Origin of the sequence: Stieleria bergensis (assembly GCA_007745635.1) — a bacterium.
GTDB classification, from domain to species: Bacteria; Planctomycetota; Planctomycetia; order Pirellulales; family Pirellulaceae; genus Stieleria; species Stieleria bergensis.
In genome coordinates this window covers 2,003,713-2,028,160 of sequence record CP036272.1, presented here as the reverse complement: position 1 = coordinate 2,028,160, position 24,448 = coordinate 2,003,713, and the positions used below count along the sequence as shown (strand labels likewise).

Genomic DNA, 24,448 nt, shown 5'->3' with positions numbered 1-24,448 from the left:
GCCGGCGAAGTAACTTGCCTGCTAAAGGACTGTAGCGTTCTTTCCAGAAGCCCGAAAGATAGGTCACAGGAATTCGCCTGCTAACCGTCCCGGCATTTGCTACGGCAACCAGACTTGGGGAACTAGACGCGGCGAATCCGTACGGCTGTCGCTTGACCCTGCGGCGTGATGTTCAGGTTAATGAACTGATCCCCGGCATCTTGCTGAGCGTTGATCACTGCATTGATCGGACAATCTGCCGCAGGTGCGTCAAGATTTCGAATTGGGAACAGTTTGCCACCGAGAGCTTTCAAACTGGCAATGGTCTCAACCATCCCCGCACCTCCACCCAAGTTCCCCAGGTGCCCCTTGGCGGTTGTGACCGGTGGCTGCATCGAGGGTTCGCCAAAGACTTCTGCAATGGCGGCCGCTTCCTGAGCATCCGAGCGAACCGTGCCCAGGCCATGTGCATGAATGTGCCCAATTTTCGCGGGGTCCTCGCTGCCCAAGGCACCGCGCAAGACGTTTTCGAAAGCGATTTTCAGATTCTGGTCCCCGGCGTTGGGGCCGACGGCACTGCTGGCATAACCCATCACTTCGCCTAACACCGTGGCACCGCGTTGCTGAGCATGTTCCAAGGATTCAAAGATCATCGCGCCGGCCCCTTCGCCAAGCACGCTACCGTCACGCGTCTCATTAAAGGGACGGGACATTGTTTCTGGTTCGTCACGTTCGGCGGCCAAGCTTTCTTGCAATTGTGTATGCACCGAACGCAACAAGTGAATCCTGGAGCCGGTGGAACCGACCACCAACACATCGGCGTGCCCGCGTGAGATCGTCGAGAACGCTTCGCTCATCGCCGCCCCCGCAGATGACTCGCGGAGAGTGATGGAATTATTGGGACCGCGCAGATCATTGTAGATCGCGATATGACTGGCAGGCATGTTGGGAAGGTACTTCAACAGCCACAATGGACTGACTTCGGGTTTGCCTTCCTGACCCCACTTGGAAAAGTCAAACTGCCCCTCGTCATCAAGGCACTTTGCGATGCCAGCGATAAACTCCTGAGGCAGCGACATGATGTAATCGCAACCGTAGACCACACCGGTTCGAAGCGGATCACGGTTTTCTTCGGTCAGTCCAGAGTCATTCAGGGCAAGCTGGGCCGCCGCAACGCCCATCTCGATCTCTCGACACATGACTTTGCTGCCCTTCTTGATCGCCCGCTTAAGCTGCTTGTCCAGCGGGCCATAGTCGGCAATGTCGCCGCTGAATTGCCAGGCTTCAGCACCATGATTGACCGACAGTGCGTCGTGCGGCACGCGGCTGAGCGGTTTGATACCACTTTGGCCCTCGTGAAGCGCCGCGATCAACTGGTCAGGATCGTTGCCCAACGGAGTGACCACACCAATGCCAGTGATGACGACGCGACGATTCTGGGAAGATTGCATGTGTCTCTAATCTTTATGATTCGCAACTGAAGCTCTGACCCGACAATGTTCCTGACCGGGGGCAGAACCCAAAGTGAAGGAGCAGCCACATTCTAAACACGAGCTCAGATTTGACCGAGGGGGCCAGCGGTTTTCTACCGCGATCCCTCGTTTTTTCTGCGGTGAAGGGCGGAAAAGCATCGTGCCGGTGTGGTGCGACACCAACACGGCTGCCCAGATGCGACACCGCCAGTCATGCCTGCAGTCGAAACCAGCGATCCAGCCGGCCTGTCGCTCTGCCCTCGTCATCCACTTGCATGCTTCTTCACCTGCATGCTCGGCATGCAACTGGCCTAGAACCGTCCACGTGTGTCCAAGTTAGGGCTGGTCGAAATCAACGGAGCGACGGGAGCCGAACCGATGTTCTGTGCCGCCCGGCCGCCGTAACTGATAAACATCAGCGCGTCGGCGCGACCAGCGGTTGTTCCGGTCAGCGAATTCAAGTTCAAGAACGGCAGTGGATTGCCCACTCGCTCGGGACTGGCGATCACGCCACAGGACAACAGCAACACCATGTCCGATGGCCAGCGGAACCGTTCATGCAAGCGCCAGCTGACCACTTGCGGGACATCAATCCGCGTGCGATAGGCTTGCCCGTTGGGCAGCGGTAACTGCAAGTCCACCGGAACCAGTTTGTCGACCTGATCGATTTCGGCCTTGATCACGCAGTCAATCTCTCGTTTGTCGACGCTCAAAAGGGGACTGATGGCCAGTTGATAGCCTTCTTGAATCTCGCCGGTCTCCGGTTCATAAGGCGGCCAACCGGTCGGCGCTTTGCGGATATTGCGAACATAATTGCGTCCGCGTGTACTGGCCAATTTTTGCGTCTGCCCATTGTGTGTCACCAAATCCATCGCTTGAATCTGCCGCGTGTCGCTGCGCTGACGCAATTGGCTCATGACCAATGCGGCATTCTCTTTGCTCAACAACCAAGCTTGAACGCCAGGGCTGTCCACGTTGACATGCTGCATCAACATGTGGGACTGACTGCGCCAACTGGGGCTGCCCACGGTCATCACGCGCAAGTGCATGACCTGAGGATCTTTTTCCCCGGCAACAAAACGATCCACCATGTTGGCAATCACTTCGTGCATTTCCTGTGTGTGATACACCGTCAGTCGATCGCGATCCGCATTCAAGATCCCTAGCGGTGAAGAAAACCAAACATCCGTCCCCGTTTCACGCAGCACCCAATCCACAATGGCTTGCTGAGGCTGATCGTGCTGAGTCAAGTAACCGGTGTAAGGACGCAAATCGTAGGTTCGCCATTGCTGGCCGGCGGTGGAGGGAAGCTGGTTGGATGATGACATCCCGGCAGAACCTGCAGGATTTCTTCCACGCAACTGATCCGTCGCCATGCCTCCCGTTGGCAGTGCCGCCGTTCCAGCGGTGGTCACCACAGGTGCGGGCATTCCAGCAGCACTTGGCACAGACGCTGGACCAGGATTTGCCGAGGCCATCCCAGGTGGCAAACCCACCGCAGGCGATGGCAACGAAACCGCCGCCGGTGGAGGACTGGCAACAGCACCACCACTGGGTAGGGATCCGACGCCGGGCAGAGCCACCTGTGCTTGCACGCTGCCTGACAGCGCGAGGTTGATCAACAGCACCAAGCCGACGATGCCACCGACAAACCTTTTTTGACTCAATAAGTTCCGCATTTCATTCCATCCGTAGATCATTCGCCCGAACCGCTCAATTCTGTCAGACCGACCCGTTCAGTCAAAACAACATCGCTGCGGGTCCTCCCATCTGAAGCGACGCCGCTCCCCGAAAAACCTTCCACAGCTGCTGCACTGGCAACAGTTGCCGCCGAAATTCCACAGCGATCATCAATCCCATTGATGACCGCTCCGGTCCCACGGCGAACCATTGAAGGTTGGCTATAACCGGACTTCCCCGTGCGTAGCAAGGCGAACTTGACCTACGCCGACTGAAAGCGGTCGGCTTGAACACTGAATCTGATGACCGCTCGCTTACAAACGCCGGCTGAGCCCGTTCACAACAGCGAAAAGCAACGGTTTAGGGCGACAAATACGCCACAGTCAAAAAGAGCTAGATAACACCCCACGACCTCAACATTGGGTTGTTAGAATGCCCCCATCGCCGGGACGACCACTTGGGTGGTCTACTCAACTTTGCTTTTCAACTTGATTTCACGCCCTTGCCGGCGCGTCGGTTTTTGACCGATCCCTGTTCCTTTTCAGTGGGTGGAATGATCAGGCAATGAAAACTCAATCATCAGCCAAGCAAACAAAGCAGCCGTTCTCCGGTAGTGACACAAAGGGCTTACAGCCTGGCCCTGTTGCTCATCAGATCGAATCCAGCGAGCAGAGCCCTGCTGAGCTCAGTCATGCTGAGCAGGCCCCTGCTGAGCTCAGTCACGCTGAGCAACTTCGCCGATTGCAGCTGGAATTACAGGTGGTTCGCCGGCAAGCAGACGCCGCCCGTTTGGACGCTCAAGCCGCCGCCCTGGAGCTGACGATCTGCAAACTCACCAACAGCCATTCTGTGGGGCCGCTTCCCAAACCAGCCAGCGACGCGGAAGTGAAGCAACTGATTGATGACTTGCCAGCGGAGCGACAAATCGAGCTGCAGGCACTGCTCAGCTCCAGCATCTCGGGGACCGACACGCCCGTTCGACGCCTGGACGACACCGCGGAGCAGGTTCCACCGAAGACCAAACCAGCAGGTGATCGACCTGGCAAGACGCGCAAGTCGAAACGCGATGGACGCCGTCAAACCAGTCAACAACAGAAACCCAAACAGACCGTCCAGGCGGCTGAATCCCGACGACCACCGGCTGATTGGAGCTCGCTATCCCAGCGCAAGCCAAGCAACGTCCAGCGCAAGCCAAGCAACGTCCAGCGCAAGCCAAGCAACGGCAAAGTCCCCAGCCAAACGCAGCCTTTGTCACGCCCCGCCGCCAACGATCACCAGCAGATCCAGGAGCTTTCGCAACAGCAATCGGTCACGAAAAAACGACGTCGTCCGGCGGTTTGGATCGCCAGCGGGATCTTGCACGCGCTGATGCTGTTCTCGCTGGCCGGTTGGACACTCGGCACTCGCGATGCCAGGGATCAGGTGAGCATCCAGGCATCGGTCAGCGATGCCGATTCATTCAGCGTTGACTTGATGGAAACCCCAGCGGCAAGCGAAGCGGTGCCCGAAGAAACCACGCCCAGCGAAGCCGAAGTGGAGATTGACTTTGGGCTGCCTGCTGCGGCGATTCCGCCGGTCGTCGGCATGCCAACGATCGAGATCTCCCAGCCAGCACTCAATCCAGCGCTGCCGACGGCGACTTCGCAAACGTTGACCACATTGGCCGACGCCCCCCAAGCGATCACTGCGAACACCGAATTCTGCGGCATTGAAGGCGGCGGAAACAACTTTGTTTATCTGGTAGACAGTAGCAGCAGCATGGGAGCCGCTTTTGAATCAGCGCGCCGGGAACTGACGCAAGCGATCAACGCGCTGTCTGCTGAACAACGTTTCTATGTGATTTTCTTTGATACGGAATCGGACTATCTCAGCCTTCGCGGAGACCATCGCGAGGACTTTGCGGTGACCGCAAGCGAAGCGAATAAGCAAGCCTTTGCCAATTGGGCTGGCAAGATTCAGATGGATCGCGGCAAAGCGCCTTACGAGGCCTTGGAGTACGCGATCGACTTGCAACCCGATGTGATCTTCCTGCTCTCTGACGGCGAATTTCCTCAGCGGATTGAAGAGCACCTTCGCGAGCTCAATCACTCCGAAAACCTCTTTGGTCAGTCCAGTCACTCCAGCATCATTCACACCATTGGCTATCACAGCCGTGAGGGCGAAGCACGGATGCGCAGCATCGCCCAGCAAAACGGCGGTCAGTATCGCTACGTGCCCAAACCCTGAAGCGATTCGACATCAGCGCCCCTGCTAGGGACGTTCGATCCAAGGATTCTCTTGTTCGCTCACGGGAACCTGAGTCTTGGCGAATTCGATCACAGCACGAATGGCACTCTGCGATTGATTCATCAACGCGGGTCCACCGCCGCCACCGCTGACGGCCACCACTTGCAACGAGTCTTCTCGTTTGAAGCGTCGCTTGATCGCTTCCATTCGACTTGCAATGCGTTCAGCGTCCCCGGCGTCAGGCGATTCCTTGGCATAGGTGATCAGCATTGGCAACATCGCAACACGTGGATCGTTCAAGCCGGTGTCGATGGTCACGCCTTTGAGAATACGCTTTGGCGCGACCATGATCAGCCCCTTGACGTCTTGTCCCTGTTTACGAGACCCGACGCTTGGGAAACTCCAATCGACCTTGGTCCAGTTTGCGCTGAGGACCGCACCATCGCCGATGCTAAGTAAGATCAGAGCATTGAGGTTCAATTCACCGGCGTTATTTTTTTCTTTCAGGAACCGTTTCGCAGACTCCATGTCGGCCCGCATGATGGCATCCACGTCACGCCGATTCATGGTTTTGAGTTTGAAGGTTTCCTCTTTGCCACGCGCGTTGATGAATTTGTTGGATCGCCCATGCCCGCGATAGTCCATTGCCAGCACAGCACAGCCGGCCTGTTGCAGCGCTCGGCACAGCTTTGGATAGGGCGACATCTGACCTTCCCACTCATGGATCAACAGCACAGGCACCGCTTCTTTGCCACGGTTGGACTTCAGATAAACGGCGGTCAAATCCAGGTTATCCTTCGTGTGCAATGTCACGGGAACCGGATCTTCTAGTTTCTGGTCTTTCTTGACTTGCGCCTCGGCAGGGGAGGGAACCGTGGCCGTCAAAACCAAAGCGATGGTCAGGACATGAAAAAAGGATCGATACATCGAGACGTCTCCGTGATGGCCAGAGGCAACGCAGCTGGCTTTAAATCGCTGAACAATAAGGTCAGATCCGGTGAGGGCAGATCCGGTAAGGGCTGGGGAACACTTTATTTTAGTCGCTGAATCACTGCGGCACCGCGTTCAGTCAGGTCGAACGCGGCAAGACAACGAAAATACTTACCGGGGCTAACGGTTTCGAGTGCAAGTGTTGCCCCTAGGCGAGCAAGTCCAAGAATTGGCGCATCCAAGCCGGGTGAGCTGGCCACGCCGGTGCGGTGACCAAATGCCCGCAGGTGTGCGCCGAATCCATCGTCGCTGCCGGTTCGACATACGAACCGCCGGACGCGGTGACCTCGTACTGGACTGCAGGATAGCAACTACATTGCTGGCCTTCCAAGACGCCTGCGGCGGCAAGAATCTGAGGTCCGTGACAGATCGCAGCGATCGGCTTTTTGGCATCATCAAAGTGTCGCACGATTTCCAACACGCGTGCATTCAAACGCAGGTACTCTGGAGCTCGACCGCCCGGGATCACCAGAGCGTCATAGGTGCTGGGATCAACCTGATCGAAGTCAGTGTTGATTGCAAAGCGATGTCCGGGTTTTTCGCTATACGTCTGATCACCCTCGAAATCATGAATCGCGGTGGCGACCGTTGAGCCAGCGGCCTTGCCAGGACAGACAGTCTCCACACGATGCCCCATGGTCTGCAAGATCTGAAAGGGCACCATCGCCTCGTAGTCTTCCACGAAATCTCCGACGATCATCAAGATGTTTTTGCTCATTCCAGGGCCTCATTGGTTTCACGGCTCGTAAAGACGGTCATCCGCTACCGTCACTGCGTCAGCAAGCGCAAAACATTAATTGCTGGCCGGGACGCTTCTCCCTCACCTTTTTGCAACTAAAATTGGCTACGATCCGACTCCTTCATTATCCGAACCTACACTTTTTCATCAAGCAACCGCTAGTAGACAGGTGGACAAAAAAGAGGGATCACCCCGCCTCAATCAGCGGCCCATCGTTCGACATCAGTCTGTGGAGTTTACAACCATGCCGAAACGCCTTCTTATCACCTGTTTTTCATTGGCTTGCCTCGTGTCTTGCCTGGATGCCTCGGTTGCTACGGCACAGCAACCGAACTGGGTTCCCAATGTGATCGCGACCGGCGAGTTGCGAGCCAAAATCGAACAGACTCCAATTCCAGAGCGTCCCGGCCGGCCGCTGCATATCTATGGCAACACCGTCCGCATGATGCAAAAGAACGAACCCGGCAGTCGATCCCGACCACTGCGGCAGATCTTTTTTGGAACCCCGGAAGTGCGCAACATGGTCCGGTACTACCGTAACTAGAACGCCAATTCCCTTGCCCCACCCACTCTGATCGCGCGTGCCACGCCACCTACTGGCGGTCTAAGCACGCCCATTTCACCGTTGTGACAATCAGCGTTCAGCGGCGGCAAATTCATGTAGCTCTGTTTCGGTGGATCGGATAGCGTGTCACCGGAGCGTCTGTGCCGCCGACCACCGGTTGCCAACTTGGCGACGACCAAGAGGCTTTGCCAGCTTGACCGTTAGCCAACTTCCCCCGGCGCCAGTCGCCGTGAAAGCCATACGGGTCGCCGTGAAAGCCTCACGGGGGGCACCACGCCGGTTCCTGTGTCCGGTGTTCTCTCGTAACGGGTCAGCGGTTCTCTCGCGCCAACGTGCTGAAACTTGCCGGTAATCTATCCTTAATTAAACTTCTGTGGACTCATTTTCACTCACTGTCTTTCCAAGATTTGGGGCTAACCAATATGTGTGGCATTGTTGCCTACGTCGGCAATCGCATGGCGGGCGATTTTTTGCTTAACGGACTTCGCCGACTTGAGTACCGTGGCTATGACAGCGCTGGGATTGCGATTCATGGCCCTGGTGACGTGCACGTGACGCGGTCGGTCGGACGCATTCAAGCTCTGGTCGAACAACTCGGCAGCAACCCCACCGACGGTTCTGTCGGCATTGGGCACACTCGCTGGGCCACTCACGGCCCAGCCACCGAGGAAAATGCCCACCCCCATCTCGGCGGCGATGGCGAAGTGATCTTGGTTCACAACGGCGTGATCGAGAACTTCCAAACGCTCAAGAGCGACCTGATCAAAAGGGGCTATTCGTTTCGCTCGGCAACCGATAGCGAAGTCATCGCCCACCTGATCGCCGAAGGCCTCAAGGTCGCCTCGGCAACGACGGCTGATGCACAAGAACGTTGCATCCAAGCGACACGATGGGCTCTGGCCCAGTTAAGAGGCACCTACGGTCTGGCAATCACGTTTCGCGATCACCCCAACTTTCTGCTAGCCACTCGGTTCGGCAGCCCGCTTGTGATTGGCGTGGGGCAGAACGAGTACTTCGTTGCCAGCGACGCCTCGCCACTGGCCGGTTGCACCGACCAGATTGTTTACATGGCTGACCATCAACTGGCGGTTCTAACACCGGACGACTTTTCTGTCTCGCATCGCGATCAAGGACAGGTCAACGTCCAGGTCCAACTACTGGAAACCGCTACCGAGGACGTTAGCCTGCAAGGCTATCAGCATTACATGCTGAAAGAAATTTTCGAACAGCCCGAATCACTGCGCAATGCCATGCGTGGCCGATTTGATGACGAGAACGCGACCTCTGTCTTCGGCGGGCTAAACCTGACCCCGCAACAAATGCGTGGCGTCAGACGGATCATCCTGACCGGTTGCGGGACCAGCTGGCACTCGGCATTGGTTGGCGAATACCTGATCGAACAGTACGCTCGACTGCCCGTTTCGGTGGAATACGCCAGTGAGCTGCGCTATCGCAATCCGCCGATCGAAAACGACACTCTGGTCTTTGGTCTGACACAAAGCGGCGAGACCGCCGACACCTTGGCCGCGCTGCTAGAAACCAAGCGCAAAGGCCATCGCACGCTGGCGATTTGCAACGTGATCGGCAGCTCGATCGCTCAGGCCGCTGACGGGGGGATCTACCTGCACGCCGGTCCTGAAATCGGTGTCGCAAGCACGAAAGCGTACACCTCACAGTGCTGCGTCCTGGCGATGCTTGCCTTGCACCTTGGTCGGCTGCACAACCTGAGCTTTGAAGCCGGTCAACAGTTGATCAGTGCTCTTAAGCAGGCACCCGGCGCCGTTCAAGAAGCGCTGCACTGCAACGAACAAGTTCGTCAAGTAGCTGCCAAATACAAAGACGCCAGCAATATCCTGTATCTGGGCCGGCAACTGAACTTCCCAACCGCGCTGGAAGGTGCGCTGAAGTTAAAAGAAATCAGCTACATCCATGCCGAAGGCTATCCAGCCGCAGAAATGAAGCACGGCCCCATTGCGTTGGTCGATGCTCAAACCCCCAGTGTGTTCATTGTCCCCCAAGGCTCGACCTACGAAAAGGTCATCGCCAACATGGAAGAAGTCAAAGCACGCGGCGGTCCGATCATTGCCGTGGCCAGCAAGGACGATCCTCATGTCGAAGCAATTGCCGACGATGTGATTCACCTGCCCGATGTGGATCCTCTGATTCAGCCGATGGTGAACGTGATTCCATTGCAACTGTTCTCCTATCACATCGCACTGATGCGTGGCTGCGATGTGGATAAGCCACGCAACTTGGCCAAAAGCGTGACCGTCGAGTAAGCGCGTCTTGCCTCGCTCGTCTCACGACCACGCGTCTCTGTGCGATTGCCTCACTATCACGGCATGCAACGACACCCCAGGCCATCCGCCGCCACCACTCACCCTCAATCGTCAAACAAAACACGTCATGAAAAGCAAAAGCCTCTCATTCAATTGTCGCAAAGCACTGATGAACAACATTGGTGAATCTGCCGGGACCGAGATCGCCAACTTAATCGCCGAGATGGCCGCTGAGATCGAAGAACTGCGACGGACGAAAGTATCGGTGACACCGATTGTGCCACCTGAACAGGAATCGCGTACAAGCCAAACGGCAAGCAATCAAACCGAGAGCCGTTCGCTGTCTTGATTCGCTCAGCGAGAGGGCATGACCTGCACAGATTTTTAGCAGCTGCATGCTCAAGCAGCGGTTTTTCGTGCGGCGAAAAAGCCATGCCAAAGTTCCTCAAACACTTATGGCGAACGAAACCACATTAAAGTGGGCTGTAACCAAGAGATCTGACCACTGAAGAGATTCATCTGAAATGGCCCTGGTTTTCATGAGGGTTTGGCACGGTCCGTGCATTCTGTGTCCGGCAGGGAGGAAGCAGGGATGCCACAACTTTCCAAGGAAGGAAACGCTTGCAAAGTAACGGGGAATTACGTTGCAAGCTTCACGACGGCATCGTGTTTCGATGCTTGACTGCAGTGGCTCATTGAGTTGGGTGATCTGGTTCCGGTGCTAGATCACCCGACTCAGCCATTGTCGATGTGGAATCATTAAAAAAAGCGGCTGATCAGGTGACCAGCCGCTTTTTTTATTTGTCTGTTGGTTGATTCAATCGAATCAGTTGCCGAAGGGATCGGATCCGCCAAAGGGATCAGCTCCGCCGCCACCAGCTGGCGCGAAGGGGTCAGCAGGAGCAGCGCCGCCACCGGTTCCACCAAAAGGATCTGCAGGAGCAGGTGAAGCACCGCCAGCTCCACCGAAGGGATCGCCGCCCGCAGCAGCAGGAGCAGCACCGCCAGCGGCGGGAGCACTTCGCTCGTTGGCGAAGGGATCTTGCTTGGCACCGGCCATCGCATCAATGGACTCTACCTTGGCTTGTCCAGCACCTGAACCCAATGCACCGCCGGCTGCAAAAGGATCCTTGGCCGCGGGGCCGGGAGCGATGGGACGATATTCAGTGACCGGCACGCTGCGAACACCAAGTTCCGCCAAGCGTTGGTCGCTTCGTTTGAGTTGATTGGTCAACACTTTCATGCGAGCGTCTTTGCGAATGCCTTCCAAGACCAAGCGGGGTTCGCCTTGGAAACGGGCCAGCGAACGACCGATGTAGACTGCGTCACCGTATAGGGCTTCGATCTCCGATCCCTTGGTCCAGTCTTCTTTGGCGGCTTCTTCGTTCCCTTGTTGCCAAAGGACGATCCCGCGAAAGTAAAAGCTGCGTGGATCGCGCGAACCACCATCGATGGCGGCATTCAAGTGTTTGTTAGCGACATCAAGTTGGCCGCCGTAATAGGCATGCACACCACGACCAAACTCTTCGGCCAGTACCGCGAGGTCCGAGCCGCGACACGGCGAGCCCATCGAAGTGACTGCCAAAAGCAATCCCGCACATAGTGAAAGTCGAGTCATCGAATCCAAATCCTTATTGATTGATCGTGACAACCTCAACCGACTTTCGAAGATGAAATCGTGCCGAAAGAGCACTCGGTGAGTTGTCGTCCCTGTGCACAGCTTCCCCCGCACACAAGAATTGAAACAGAAAGATGAGTTGATCGCCGACGGGAAATCCGTTCAGCCAGTTCCAAAAAGCCTAGCTTAAAGAATACTTGTCTTTGTGGCCCGCGGCAAACAGTTTTCGGCCACGAAAGGGCTTTTCAGCACGCTAGAGCATACTTGCAACGGCATCAAACAAGTGATAGTCGTCACGACCGTTAAAGCTTATTTCACCAATTCTTCTTCAAGCCACCCCGCTCACCCCCCGCCAGCGGTTCAAAAACAGCTTCCTTACCGCGCCTCCCCGGCGACCAACGATGGGGCAAGGCGACGCCACGACGATGCCTCCGCAGTCCACGCCGACCGAGGCACTGATTTCGTCGCTGAAGCCGCAACGCCGGGCCGGATGTTCGGAACATTCCGCAACAACCGGCCAACGTCTCTATAAACCCAGCATCTCGATCACTGCGGCACGAAGATGGGGATCGTAATCCAGCTCGGGTGCTTTCTTGGAATCGCTCAGCTTGCGCAGATCTGGCTCGGCAACCTGCTGGTCGGACTCCTCTGCAGTGTCTTCAGCGTTTGACGGCGAGCTGCCATCGGACGGAGCGTCCTGATTAGGCGGATCACTTTCCTGCAGCATGGTGGTCAAGAAGGGAAACGAGGCGTCGCGCCAGCGAGTGCCCAAGATGATGATCTCTTCGTCCGTCAATGGGATCTCAAACCCTTCGCTGGGAGTCACGCCCCAGATGTCGTCATCCTTGAACTCCTTTTCTCGGTGGATGTTGACTCCGCTGGGGCGAAAGTATCTAGCGATGGTCAACCGCAATGCGCTGCGTCCGTATTCCAGGGGTATGACTTGCTGAACGGTGCCTTTGCCGAAACTGCGCGAGCCAACGATCAAAGCCCGTTGGTGATCCTGTAAACAGGCGGCGACAATCTCACTGGCACTGGCCGAGTTTTGGTTGATCAGAATCGCCATGGGCAAGTCCGCCGGAACTTCCGTGCCGGGGGTTGCTCGGACCATCTCATCAACGTTTCCGCTGCGGTCACGCGTGGAAACGATATCCCCCTTTTCAAGAAACATGTCGCAAATGACGCAGGCCGAATCCAGCAAGCCACCACCGTTGTCACGCAGATCCAGGACCAAGCCTTCGCAGGATGAATCAAGCTGTTGAAAGATGGTTTGCAGTTCGCTGACGGTTTTCTCGCCGAACTTTTTCACTCGCACATAGGCGATCTCTGGATGTGATTGCAGACGGAACACCCAATGGTTCTGTTCGTCACGATAGTCTCCGACGACGGATTCCATCGCGATTCGGGCACGTTGGACTTGAACCTCTTTTTCGTCGTCCCCTCGGCGCACCACCACCTCGACGGTCGATCCTGCCTCGCCGCGGAGCTTTTCGCTCACTTCGTCCAAGTTGCTGGCGGAAACATCTGACTGATCGACGGCAATGATGAAGTCATTGGGCATCAGGCCGGCTTGCAGGGCAGGGGAGCCAACGAGTGGTGTGACGACGCGGACCGGTTGGTTTTCTTCGGGCTGATCAACCAAGATGCCAATGCCAGCGAATTCCTGCTTCATATCGTCTTGAAGGTCTTGGTACTTATCGACCGTTAAGTACTCGCTGAACGGATCCAATCCGCTGACCACGCCAACCATGGCAGCGTCAAGCAACTCTTTTTCATTGACTTCCCGGTAATAGTCTCGATTGATCAGGTCGATCGCCTGGCCAACCACACTGGCTGATTTGACGGTCCGAAAGGCCTGATGACAAAACAAGCTGACCACTATCGCAATCAGAACGACGTAAGCATTGCGGGTGGGCATAAACAAAGTTTCCCGAAAACAATGAGGGGCAAAACACCGACAGCAAACACGTTCAGCCAGACGAGACACAACGAACTGGCAAAATGAGCGTTCACATTATTGTACGGCATAGAAAGCTTGATTGGCGACAGGGCGCTGCAGGCTTGGAAATAGAGCGCTGCAGGCTTGGCAACCGCGAGCCCGCCGATTTGTCGCCGGGCCGACTGCTGACGCGATGGACTTCGCCACCGACGGCTTGCGGCCAGGAATGCCGGTCTTGAATCAAGCGGCCAGGCTGCGCCAAGCGCATCGATCGGGCTTTGGGCCCCATCAGCAAGAGATTCGGCGACCATTTTTTTTGATTCGGTGTGTTTCTTGCCCGCGAGCGATCGGTCCCAGCACTGACCTGGCAGGCAAGAGAATCGCTACGAAGTTGAAGATTTGATGGATTTTTTGTCAACCTCGAGCCTGTCAACGTGCTTCAGAACGCTCCATGAAGCGTGGAAGGCGTGAGCGAGAGCGTTCGATTGTTAAGACTGGTAAACCTTGCGGCATCGATTAGCCGCAATCAAGGGATCGTACCGGTTGTTCCGATTCACTTTCTCGTGCCAGAGACTTCGGCGCACTCATCTGCTTTCTTCCGCAGACACAGATGAAATTTGCAACCAGCTTTGCTTATTAGGTACGGGGACACATGCGACGACAGACCCTTTTTCCCCCTGCCATTGGTCTCCCCTTTCGCGCCGTTGGCGGCACTGTGAAGGACTTCATGACTGGCTCAGGCTTTCGGTCCCTATCGCGACGCAATCGGCCGCACCGGCCCTTGCTCAGGCTATCCCTATTGTCGCTGCTGGCACTGACACTGCCCGCGATCAACGGTGTGGCTCAAGAAACCGTCAACGTCACGGCGACCGACGTCAGTCAGAGTCAGGGCCTCACTCCAGACCAGCGGTCTCGTGAGACCCCGATCGTGCTCGCGGTCCGTCGGGCGACGCCTTCGGTAGTGAACTTGCATGGCCAGAAAACCGTCCGCGCCTCGGCAACCGGAATGGTTGGCGGAGCCCAGGGTGGTTTCCGTCAAGTCAACGGCATGGGCACCGGGGTCATCATTGATCCCCGAGGCTACATCATCACCAACTATCACGTGGTCGAAGATGTAGACGACATCCGTGTCACGCTGCATGATGGCACGGTGACCAGCGCCAAACTGATCGCCTCACGCCCACGCAATGATCTCGCGCTTGTGAAGATCAACATCAATCAAAAGCTAGCCGTTGCCCCCCGAGGCACCAGCAGTGACTTGATGGCCGGCGAGACCGTCATTGCGATCGGGAATGCGTATGGATACGTGCACACCTGTACAACGGGCGTCATCAGTGCACTGCATCGTGACATCCCGGTCAACGAAACACAAGACTATCGCGACCTGATTCAAATCAGCGCTGGCATCAACCCTGGCAACAGCGGTGGCCCCTTGCTGAACATCAATGGTGACATGATTGGCATCAATGTCGCCGTTCGAGTCGGGGCTCAGCAGATTGCGTTTGCGATTCCCATTGATCAAGTGATTGACATCGTTACATCGATGATCGATCAATACAACGAGAATCGCATTGCCACAGGAATGCGAATCGATGGCGGACCACGCGACGGCGATGGAGCAACCATCACACATGTCGCCGCTAGCAGCCCAGCCGCTACGCAAGGTCTGAAACCCGGCGACCGCGTTGTCCGCATCGATTCGATCCCTGTCGATGATCCGTTAGACGCTGGATTGGCTCTGCTGGAAGTTCGCAGTGGTGCTCAGGTCAACGTGCAAGTCCAGCGAAACCAGCAACGGCTGACAGTCGCCTTGCGTCCCAAAACCTCCACCGGCAGCAGCCTCACTCATCCGGCCCATGATGCCGCTTGGTCGATCGTTGGGATTCGCGCCAAACCGGTCAGCCCCTCGATCATGCAACGCATGAACCAACGCATGGGCACGCCGTATCCTGGCGGACTGTACATCACCTCCGTTCGGCAAGGTTCAGTTGCGGCCCAAGAAGGCCTGCGAAATGGCGACATCCTGCTGGGGATCTACGGCTGGCAAACGACCAGCTTAGAAGACCTGCTCGGCATCCTTGATCACCCCGATATTCGCAAAGGCCCCAAAGCGCGGTTCTATATCGTGCGACGAGAACAAACTCTTTACGGGGACTTCAAACTGGCCGCACGCCCTGGCAGCCGAGTCCACTAGAGCTGAAGCGGTGACGTGATCGCAACTTTCCAGAGGGTGCACCGAATCGAACCTGCCACTCTCGCCCCGAACAGGCAACGCCCCTACCGCGCAACGAAGCACTCCTTATCGGCATTCACGCTCGTCCCGGAGCAAGCTCGAATCTGTCTCGCATTGATTCGAGCTTGCTGACCCAGCCGGGACGAGCGGCCGATTGAGCTGTCTCGATCGCCGCGGCCACTCTGGCGCGGCAACGCCGCAACTCTGGTGCCGCGACTCGGGTGCTGGGACTCTCGATTGGAGCGGTCCGCTGAAACCCAGCCAGCCAGCCAGCCAGCCAGTCAGCCAGTGCGGATGACCGTTCACCTTGGTCGCGCGGAAACCGCAACCGCCCTTGGGGCCCTCATCCAGGACGGTCAGCGCGGCGATCGTTTCCAGCTACAATGCAGTGTTGAGCAAACTTAGACCTCCATGCACTCGTTGGCTTTCCCCCCTCATGCCTGCTCTGATGATGCCTTGCCGGAACCTGTCTACAGCCAATTCGCCCGCAGCCAATTCGCCCGCGCACGCTCGCGCCAGACGGAACGCCGATGGCGACACAGGACAGGGTTCTCCGCGCCGCCTGCATGCTGCACGGTGGGTGACAGGGTTGCTGTTGGCGGTGCTCTGGAGTGCTTGCCTGACGGGGTGGACTGCGGTGCATGCTGCCGACCGCAGTGTCGTTGGCAGTCTCCCTGCGGTGACTGCCGCCGCCATGCCACAGGCGAACGAAGCGGATGCAGTGTGGCTCAGCGCGATTGGCAACACCGCTCGGCGGACCACTGAGGCACCTGCTGGCCAACAGCTTGTGCCTTGGGACGTTCCCGGCTGGCAAGGCTATCTCGATGCATTCAAGGAACTGCAGCGTGACCCACAGAACCGGGCACTGCGAATGTACTTCGGGCTGCCACTTAGCGGCCGAGACAATGTCATCGTCAAGTTCTCTGGTGGCCGCAGCGCCCCGCGCTGGCTAGGCTGGCGTAACGGCTCGTACACGCAAGCTGAAACAGCGCACTTCAAGATTTACTCACACGCCGACGCTGCGACCACTCGCAAAGTTGCCGCTGACCTGGAACGCACGTACTGGATTTGGACTCAAGTGTTCTTCCCGCTCTGGGAAGGACGCCAGCAGGTCTCGGTGCATTTCAAAGACGTTAACCCTGCCGACTTCGCATCCGGTGACGGCATGAAAGTCTCCGAGCACTTGGCAGCGCGTCGCGCCCGGGTCTCCTCGCGAACCAAACTGCGTGTCGTACTGCTTCAAGACGCGGCGGACTATGTCAAGACATTGGGTGATTCGATTCCGGGCATCGAGCGATCAACGGGCTTCTACAGCGACCAAAACCGCACCTCGTTTTTCTATCCCACTGAAACCATCGACGGACAAGCCACTCGACGGCATGAATTGGTGCATCAGCTCTTTCGTGAAGCAACCCGCAGCGAGCTGACCATCGATTCGCCTGGGCAATCCAGCGACTTTTGGATCATTGAAGGGATCGCCGGTTGGTTCGAATCCTTGCACATCGACTCTGGGGTCGCCACCATCGGTGGCTGGGACAGCCCCAGACTGCAATTCGCCAGGCATCGCATCTTTGGTCGACAGCAAATCGTGCCGCTTTCAGAACTGCGTCCGGACAACATGCAACGGGCGCAACAGCGAGGTGATTTGGCAGCGTTCTATGCCTACGCCATTGCCTACACTCACTTGATGATGGACGGACACTCGGTTACAGATCGACGGTGGATTTATCAACTGCTTGCCAAGCAATACAAGATCCAGACCGATCTGCCAGCGACGCCAGAGCCCACCATGGTCGAGCAACGCTTGGTTCAGTTTTTGCGGATTGATGATCAACGGGTCACCGCCAATCCGATCACCAGACCTTGGTTGAACTTATGCTTCAACGGCACCCAGGTCACGTCAACGGGCTTGGCGACCATTGATCCATCCAACCAAGCCCGCTGGCTGGATCTAACGGGAACCGGAGCGAGTAACGCGGACCTGTTTCGCTTGGCTCCGCAACCGACTTCTGTCGGCCAGCTCTCTTTGGAACGAACCACCGTCGACGATCAAGCGGCGCCATGGTTTGCCAAGGCCAAGAACCTGACGGAGTTGGACATTAGCAACACTCGCTGCGGTGACAAAACGGTGTCAACCCTGGCCGGGATGCAGGCACTGCGGACACTGTGGCTGACGGGATCGGCAATCACTGATCGTTCGCTTTCGGTCATCAACCGATTGCCCGCCATCGAATCCATTGACCTGCAACGCACTGAGGTTTCACCGCGAGGCCTGCAATCGCTGAAAGCCGCGCACCCGAACTGGAAGATCAATCCCTTATGAGCCTGCCTCGCTTTCAGTCCGTTCAACAACAATTCGCTCGCCGCCGCATCGACAATCTTCAGCAAACTCTGGCGGAACAACTGCAACACCATCCGGCCATCGATGCCGTCACAGCTGGCGACCAAGTCGGCATCGCAGTGGGCAGTCGCGGCATCGATCGCATTGACCAATGTGTGTCCGCCATCGTCAAGACGATCATCGCCCAAGGCGGCGAGCCCTTCGTGGTGCCCGCGATGGGCAGCCATGGAGGAGCCACTGCGGAGGGTCAAATCGATGTGCTCAAATCACTTGGCGTGAGCGAACAAAGCGTTGGCTGCCCGATTCGATCCTCGATGGAAACCGTGCATTTAGGCGACGGCCCGCATGGACTGTCCCTGTATTTTGACAAACACGCCGCGGCGGCCGATCAGCTGATTCTGATCAACCGTGTCAAACCACACACGCGTCTGACAGGAGCTGTCCAAAGTGGTTTGTGCAAAATGTTGATGATCGGTTTGGGCAAACATCGCGGTGCCATTGCCTTTCACCCGACCTTTGCTTCCTTCGATTATCAGTTGGAAAAGATCACTCCCCAGTTGATTCCCAACATTTTGTCTCAGACTCCCGTCACACTTGGAATCGCGCTGGTCGAAGACGCCTTTGATCAAGTCGGTCACATCGAATTGATCGAGCCGCAGGATTGGCTCCAACGCGAGCCCCAGCTGTTACAGCAAGCGATGGACTGGATGCCCCGACTACCGTTTCCAGAACTGGACTTGCTGATCGTGGATCAGATCGGCAAAGAGATCAGCGGGACGGGGATGGACACCAATGTGATTGGTCGCAAGTGGCACGACAAAATGGCTGGCCCTGATGAACAACCACGCATCCATGAGATCTATGTCCGCAGTTTGACATCAAAAACAGCTGGCAATGCGTCGGGAATCGGGATCGCCGAATACACGCATCGCTGGGTTGCCGAGGCCTATGACTTACAAAAAACGCGTGTCAACTGCATTACCGCTGGCCACGCCACCGCCGCCGCCATGCCCGTCTGGTTCGACAACGATCGTGACGTCTTCCAAGCCGTTATGCAGCAAAGTGGCAAGCCTGCCGAACAGCTCAAATGGGCTCGAATCAAAGACACACTGCATTTGGACCAATTTTCCTGTAGTGAGGCGTGTTTGATTGCCCCACGCGAACCCGCCGATCCCAGCGCTCTCTCAGAACAAGTCACCGCAACATTCCAGGCCCTCGATGAACCCCGTGAGCTAACCTTTGACGACCAAGGCAATTTAAATTAATGGACTTGATCCCAATCTGAGCTTGCCGAGACGCGAGCTCGGTCGAAGAATAGCGGCTCCAACGTGCTGCCCAGCCACGGACCGCCCAACCACGGACTCCCCAACAGATCATGTCGGAAAACACGCGCACCGATTCTGAATCCTCCTCACCGTCGTCTCCGGATGCAACTCCAACGCTGGATCAGTTAGGAGCGATCGACGGGCAATTGGCTGACCTGATCAAACAACGTGAGCAGATCGTCAGCCAACTGGCCGCTGCAGATCAGCTGCCAACTGCCATGCAAGAGAAGGCGGCACTGGGCTTGGTGTTGAACCAAACCTCGGGCGAACCAACACCGCCCGCCCAGGCCTGCAATGACTCACTGTGGCAGACGCTCCTGCACATCGCCAGTCATTGCCGAGATCAGATCAACGACACCTCGGTGAGTTTCCTGGGCCCGAAGTACAGCTACAGCCACCTGGCCGCAGTCAAGTTCTTTGGCGAAGCGGCTCCACTGGCTCCCGTCACCAGCATCGCAGCGGTCTTCGATGCCGTGCATCGCGGCGACGCCAAGTACGGCCTTGTCCCGATTGAAAACAGCACCGATGGTCGAATCGTTGACACGTTGGGGATGTTTGTTCGCCGGCACATGCAAATCTGTGGCGAAGTCCTGCTACCGATCCACCACAATTTGCTCGCTAGCGGCACACGAGATCAGATCACAGAGATTCACAGCAAGCCGCAAGCGTTATCACAGTGCCGCCAGTGGCTAGCAGCCAACTTTCCCGCTGCAAAATTGATCGAAGTCGGCAGCACCACCGCAGCCGCAGAATCTGCTGCTCAAGATCCCAGCATCGCAGCGGTGGCCAGTTTACCCGCTGGCCGAGCTTATGGCTTGCAAGCGATCAACCAGAACATCGAAGACAATCGCGACAACGTCACGCGGTTTGCCGTGCTAGGACGCGAGCAACCACAGCCCACGGGCACCGACAAAACCTCGCTCCTCTTGCAAGTCGCTCACCGGCCGGGTGCGTTGGCCGACGTGATGAAGATCTTCCAACAGGCTGAACTCAATCTGACCTGGATCGAATCATTCCCAATGCCGGGTTCAAGAAACGAGTATCTCTTCTTTGTTGAATTCAGCGGGCATCGAGACCAGCCGTCAGTGCAAACAGCGGTCGCACAGCTGGGCACGATCACTCATCGACTGGAGATCCTAGGCTCTTATCCCGTGGCAAGCTAATCGCCGTGGTAAGCACTGCGAATCACCGGGACAACAACCGCCGCCAACTCTCTGGTCAGCGATGCGTCCGAACGCCCCCTGACCACGGCAATCGGATCAGGAACCGTTAAATCGCCAGCGCTGCGTCGCTGTCTTGGTCGGATTCCTGTCCGGCGGCTTTGGCAGCCTGCACAGCACGACTTGTCTGGCCTACTAGGCAGAGCAACTCGCCGGCCAATTGATCGATGTCCGCAGCGGTTCGCAGCGTTTCACTGGAATCGGTGTCGGTTGCTTTGGCTCGATCGGCAACCAAGCCGATTCCATTGACGATCTCGCCACTGCCATGAACAAATCCATCGATCGCGCGAGTGATTTCACTGGTCATCGCTGACTGTTCTTGGACAGCCGATGCAATGGAGCTTTGGCGTTCGTTGATTTCGCCAATCACATTCGAAACTCGGTTGATCGCCGCGACAGCTTCGGAAGTTCCTGCTTGAATCGCCTCAATGGACACGACAATATGTTTGGTCGCTTTGCTAGTTTCAAAAGCCAATTCCTTGACTTCGTTGGCGACAACAGCAAAGCCTTTGCCTGCTTCGCCGGCACGAGCGGCTTCAATGGTCGCATTGAGTGCCAACAAGTTTGTCTGTTCAGCGATGGAGTGGATGCTCTTGATTAGCTCGCCGATCTGATTGGCGTTGCCGTTGAGCTCATTGATCACCGTACCGCTTTGTTTTGCAGCCAGAACCGCGTTGCCAGCGATTTCCACCGCTGTCGTCGTGTTGGTCGAGATCTCGCGAATACTGAGATCCAGCTGTTCCACCGCAGACCCCAACGCGGAAGCATTTTCAGACAATTCATTAGAAGTCAGGCCCACCATCCGTGCTTGTTCGGCAGTCTCTGATGCAGACGAACTCAGTCGCAGACCGAGTTTCTGTAAACGTTCGTTGGACATGCGTTTAAGATTCAGTGCCGAGTGACGCAGCGGCGAAGTGATACTGCGGCGCATGGCGGTCGAAGCGATACAGGAAAGCAGGATGATCAGCATCGTTCCACCGACGATCATGTACCAAGCGGCGTTTGCGCCTCGAAAAGCCTTTTGCTTGCGTTTCGCCATCAGCTCGCGTTCACGACCGGCAAAGGTCTCGATCTGGTCACGAAACGTGTCAAAGTACATCTTGCCCTTGGCCTGTGCAACCAAGTCGGCCATATCGTCCATCGTCTGAGAATCACCGATCTTTCGACGAAGGTCGATCATCGGCTCAGTGACATTCTGAATCCACTGCTCGATGGTTCCTGTAAGCGCTTTCACTTGAGCGACCTGCTGCGGATTGTCTTTGACGGTTTGTTGCAGTTGATTGCTTTGCTTTGCGAAGGCGGCTTGACCCGCTTGGTAGGGTTCCAGAAACGTCTCTTTACCGGCCAGCAGATAACCTCGCATGCCGGTCTCCATGTCGACCGCAGACGCCAACAACTGACTGGCTTCACCGATCACACGATAGGTCTGCTGAACCCCCAAATCAGAATCGCTCATCAAGTCCACACACCGTCCAATTTGGGCTGTCGCTTGACGGCTTTCTTGCTGTCGTTTGGAGAGCCGATTTGACTCGCGCTGAATCAATGTTGCGATCTGTTGTCGGCAGGTTTGCAGGTAGCCGCTCTCCGAATCAGGCTGCGTTTCAAAGCTCAATTTACTGCGTGGACCTGCGGCCCGTACCGACGCAATGGCTGGATCGGCTACCTTCGCTTGCCACTGCCGAACGTTCTCGGTCATCTCATCGAGCAAACGGACTTGCTGCGGATGATCAGCCAGCGTCTTTTTTAACGTCTGTGCCTTTTCGTAAAACGCACGAGCTCCTTTGCGATAGGGTGCAAGAGCGTTGCTTTGTCCGGTTAGCAAAAAGCCCCGCATGCCAAGCTGCATGTCGACTGCAGACGCAAGGATCTCCTGGGCATCAACGATCACCGTGTAGCTCTGTGACACCCAGGCATTCGCCCGATCGATGGTCTTCAAGGATTCAATCGCAGTCTGACGCGCTTCCTGAGAAGCCACTTTCCGTTGCTCTAGTCGTCGCCGTTCCTGGTCGCTGAAGACGAAAACTTGATCGCGAAAACGATCGAAATAGTCTTTGCCGCGAGCTTGTGCAACCAATCTTGCCAAGTCATTCATGGTCTGCCCATGACCAATGGACTGGCGCAGTTCGATGGCGGGTTTGGAAACCAACGTTTGCCAGTGCTGAATCGTCTGGTCGATTTCACCGAGCAATTCAACTTGCGGCGGATTATCGCTAACAGTCTGTTTGAGTGCCGCAACCCGCTGTGTAAATTCATCCGCTCCATGGTGATACGGATCCAAAAACTCCTCTTTGCCAGCCAGCAAATAGCCTCGCATTCCAGCTTCCATGTCGACTGCAGAAGACTCAATGTTTTCGGCTTCGGCAATCACTTCATGTGTATGCTCCACCCAAGCATTGGCATCGATCATGTCGTCCACCGCACGAATGCAGACAAAGGCGACGGCAATCGACACAACGGTCAAAGCGATCGGGATGAATCTTCCCAAACCAATCTTCTTCAAGAACTGCATGTTTCGTCTCTTAAGGCAACCCAAAACCAACCCTCTGAGGAGCAGACACCCGATCGCTGGCATGATCACTGGTATCTTTTCCTGGCGTGATCTCACACAGGCTCCCGTCAATGGATAGCTTTCTCATCAAGCCGCGCCATGGAGTTCCGCAGGTACCTGAAACACAATTTCACAATTGAGGGCAAAATCGCTGGTTTCGGGACACAGGGAAGCCTGACCGTTTGCCCATCAAGTCATGTGAACGGACGGATGAACGTTGACAGACAGAACAAGCCGCCTGGCCCAAAGCGAGATCTGCAAAGAGAGTGGGTTTTGCAAAGAGAGCAGCGCAGCGGCCTGAGACTTGGCCGCCGCAATGGCTTGCTATTGGACCACAGCGGTGACGATGCATTTGGCGGACTTGCCACCTTCCAGATTGGTGACGATGCGAACTTCTTGTCCGATCCAATCCTCGGCTTCCCCCGCGTTGAATTTCACTTTCACGAAGTGCAGTTTTTTTTCGCCTTCGGGATATTTGAATTCAAATCGTTCGTCACTGCAGAGGATTTCAGAAATCGCGAACGGCATGTCCGCTCGGACAACCAATCGCTTCTCGACCGTGTCGCCGGGCTTGGCGGTTCCAAAACCCAGTGCCGCCGGTGAAACACTGACTGCCGGTCGTACCCGACCGCGAATCATCAGATCCGTTGTGGGATAATTTGGATCGTTACTCACGAGCGTCAAGACGTGCCGCATATCGCCCTCTGGCATCGATGGCTTGATCGTAACCGTCATGGGGATCTGAACTCGTCCGACCGTTCGAACCGGCTTGCCTAGCTGGACTTGCAAGTGATCACAGTGGCTGCGGACATCGGTGATGTTCCAATTCAAACGCCCATTGTACGTCACTGTCACATTTTCCTTGGCCGATTCGCCGGCGGCGATTTCGCCAACGTTCACCTCGGCCGGATCAAACATCACATCGGTACGAATGAAGCCTTTGACTTTCAAGCGAACTTCGGCGTAATACGGCTTGTCGAAGACCACGGTGATCGTGGCTTCTTTGTGCCCAACAAACGAAGTGGTGTTGAATTTGGCGACAATCGCCGCGGTCTCATGTGTCTTCAGCGTGTCCTTGGTGACCGACGGTATCGTGCAACCACAACTTGATCGCACCGACGCGACATGCACGTCCTCTTCATAGAGGTTCTTGAAATCAAAGTGATATTCACACTTTGCTCCCACCCCGACGGCGTTGAAATCGTGATCCTGGCCGGAAAACATTTCCCCAGCCCAATTTTTGGCAGAGGCAGACTGCGCCGAAGAAGTGTGCACCATGAGCACACCTGCCAAA

Annotated in this window: 16 protein-coding genes; 8 read left to right on the top strand and 8 right to left on the bottom strand. The window is 56.3% G+C overall.

What is annotated here, in order from left to right:
* Nucleotides 1-122: 122 nt before the first annotated feature.
* Both SV7mr_RS06860 and SV7mr_RS06855 read right to left on the bottom strand, forming a co-directional pair.
* The gene (locus SV7mr_RS06860) at nucleotides 123-1,430 is read right to left on the bottom strand and encodes a beta-ketoacyl-[acyl-carrier-protein] synthase family protein (protein WP_145270447.1); all 1,308 of its coding nucleotides are present in this window, start codon (nucleotides 1,428-1,430) and stop codon (nucleotides 123-125) included.
* 332 nt (nucleotides 1,431-1,762) lie between these two features.
* Nucleotides 1,763-3,130 carry a hypothetical protein gene (locus tag SV7mr_RS06855; protein ID WP_145270445.1) on the bottom strand — a complete coding sequence of 456 codons (1,368 nt, stop codon included), beginning with the start codon at nucleotides 3,128-3,130 and terminating at the stop codon, nucleotides 1,763-1,765.
* A gap of 565 nt (nucleotides 3,131-3,695) precedes the next feature.
* On the opposite strand from SV7mr_RS06855, the gene SV7mr_RS06850 reads away from it, so the two are divergent.
* Nucleotides 3,696-5,357, top strand: coding sequence for a vWA domain-containing protein (locus SV7mr_RS06850; RefSeq protein WP_145270443.1), 1,662 nt, complete (start codon nucleotides 3,696-3,698; stop codon nucleotides 5,355-5,357).
* 24 nt (nucleotides 5,358-5,381) lie between these two features.
* On the opposite strand, the gene SV7mr_RS06845 is transcribed toward SV7mr_RS06850, so the two are convergent.
* Both SV7mr_RS06845 and SV7mr_RS06840 read right to left on the bottom strand, forming a co-directional pair.
* On the bottom strand, nucleotides 5,382-6,284 hold the full coding sequence (locus SV7mr_RS06845; RefSeq protein WP_145270441.1) for an alpha/beta hydrolase: 903 nt from the start codon (nucleotides 6,282-6,284) through the stop codon (nucleotides 5,382-5,384).
* 211 nt (nucleotides 6,285-6,495) lie between these two features.
* Nucleotides 6,496-7,065 carry a DJ-1/PfpI family protein gene (locus SV7mr_RS06840; RefSeq protein ID WP_145270439.1) on the bottom strand — a complete coding sequence of 190 codons (570 nt, stop codon included), beginning with the start codon at nucleotides 7,063-7,065 and terminating at the stop codon, nucleotides 6,496-6,498.
* Between the two features lie 265 nt (nucleotides 7,066-7,330).
* Here SV7mr_RS06840 and SV7mr_RS06835 point away from each other — a divergent pair, with 265 nt between their 5' ends.
* The 3 genes from SV7mr_RS06835 to SV7mr_RS06825 all read left to right on the top strand — a co-directional run bounded on the left by SV7mr_RS06835 (nucleotide 7,331) and on the right by SV7mr_RS06825 (nucleotide 10,279).
* Nucleotides 7,331-7,630 (top strand): hypothetical protein, encoded by a 300-nt coding sequence (locus tag SV7mr_RS06835; protein ID WP_419188199.1) that lies wholly within the window; start codon nucleotides 7,331-7,333, stop codon nucleotides 7,628-7,630.
* Nucleotides 7,631-8,073: 443 nt separating this feature from the next.
* Nucleotides 8,074-9,930, top strand: coding sequence for a glutamine--fructose-6-phosphate transaminase (isomerizing) (glmS, locus tag SV7mr_RS06830; protein ID WP_145270437.1), 1,857 nt, complete (start codon nucleotides 8,074-8,076; stop codon nucleotides 9,928-9,930).
* A gap of 127 nt (nucleotides 9,931-10,057) precedes the next feature.
* Nucleotides 10,058-10,279, top strand: a complete 222-nt coding sequence (locus SV7mr_RS06825) for a hypothetical protein (protein WP_145270435.1) — start codon at nucleotides 10,058-10,060, stop codon at nucleotides 10,277-10,279.
* A gap of 477 nt (nucleotides 10,280-10,756) precedes the next feature.
* On the opposite strand, the gene SV7mr_RS25160 is transcribed toward SV7mr_RS06825, so the two are convergent.
* Nucleotides 10,757-11,548 (bottom strand): tetratricopeptide repeat protein, encoded by a 792-nt coding sequence (locus SV7mr_RS25160; RefSeq protein WP_419188198.1) that lies wholly within the window; start codon nucleotides 11,546-11,548, stop codon nucleotides 10,757-10,759.
* A 526-nt stretch (nucleotides 11,549-12,074) separates the two neighbouring features.
* A complete protein-coding gene (locus tag SV7mr_RS06815; protein WP_145270433.1) occupies nucleotides 12,075-13,466 on the bottom strand; it encodes a S41 family peptidase in 1,392 nt (463 codons plus the stop codon).
* Nucleotides 13,467-14,139: 673 nt separating this feature from the next.
* Here SV7mr_RS06815 and SV7mr_RS06810 point away from each other — a divergent pair.
* The 4 genes from SV7mr_RS06810 (at nucleotide 14,140) to pheA (ending at nucleotide 20,549) form a co-directional block, all read left to right on the top strand.
* The gene (locus SV7mr_RS06810) at nucleotides 14,140-15,681 is read left to right on the top strand and encodes a trypsin-like peptidase domain-containing protein (RefSeq protein ID WP_419188197.1); all 1,542 of its coding nucleotides are present in this window, start codon (nucleotides 14,140-14,142) and stop codon (nucleotides 15,679-15,681) included.
* Between the two features lie 475 nt (nucleotides 15,682-16,156).
* Nucleotides 16,157-18,043, top strand: coding sequence for a leucine-rich repeat domain-containing protein (locus tag SV7mr_RS06805; protein WP_145270429.1), 1,887 nt, complete (start codon nucleotides 16,157-16,159; stop codon nucleotides 18,041-18,043).
* Nucleotides 18,040-19,326: a nickel pincer cofactor-dependent isomerase, group 22 gene (locus tag SV7mr_RS06800; RefSeq protein ID WP_145270427.1), complete on the top strand. Its 1,287-nt coding sequence runs from the start codon at nucleotides 18,040-18,042 to the stop codon at nucleotides 19,324-19,326. The genes SV7mr_RS06805 and SV7mr_RS06800 overlap by 4 nt, the downstream gene beginning before the upstream one ends.
* 110 nt (nucleotides 19,327-19,436) lie before the next feature.
* Entirely contained in the window at nucleotides 19,437-20,549 is a 1,113-nt protein-coding gene (pheA, locus tag SV7mr_RS06795; RefSeq protein WP_145270425.1) for a prephenate dehydratase, read from the top strand.
* A gap of 106 nt (nucleotides 20,550-20,655) precedes the next feature.
* Here pheA and SV7mr_RS06790 read toward each other — a convergent pair whose 3' ends face one another.
* Both SV7mr_RS06790 and SV7mr_RS06785 read right to left on the bottom strand, forming a co-directional pair.
* On the bottom strand, nucleotides 20,656-23,115 hold the full coding sequence (locus tag SV7mr_RS06790) for a CHASE3 domain-containing protein (RefSeq protein WP_419188196.1): 2,460 nt from the start codon (nucleotides 23,113-23,115) through the stop codon (nucleotides 20,656-20,658).
* Between the two features lie 363 nt (nucleotides 23,116-23,478).
* Complete coding sequence (locus SV7mr_RS06785) at nucleotides 23,479-24,432, bottom strand: DUF1573 domain-containing protein (RefSeq protein WP_419188195.1); 954 nt, start codon at nucleotides 24,430-24,432, stop codon at nucleotides 23,479-23,481.
* Between the last annotated feature and the right edge of the window lie 16 nt (nucleotides 24,433-24,448).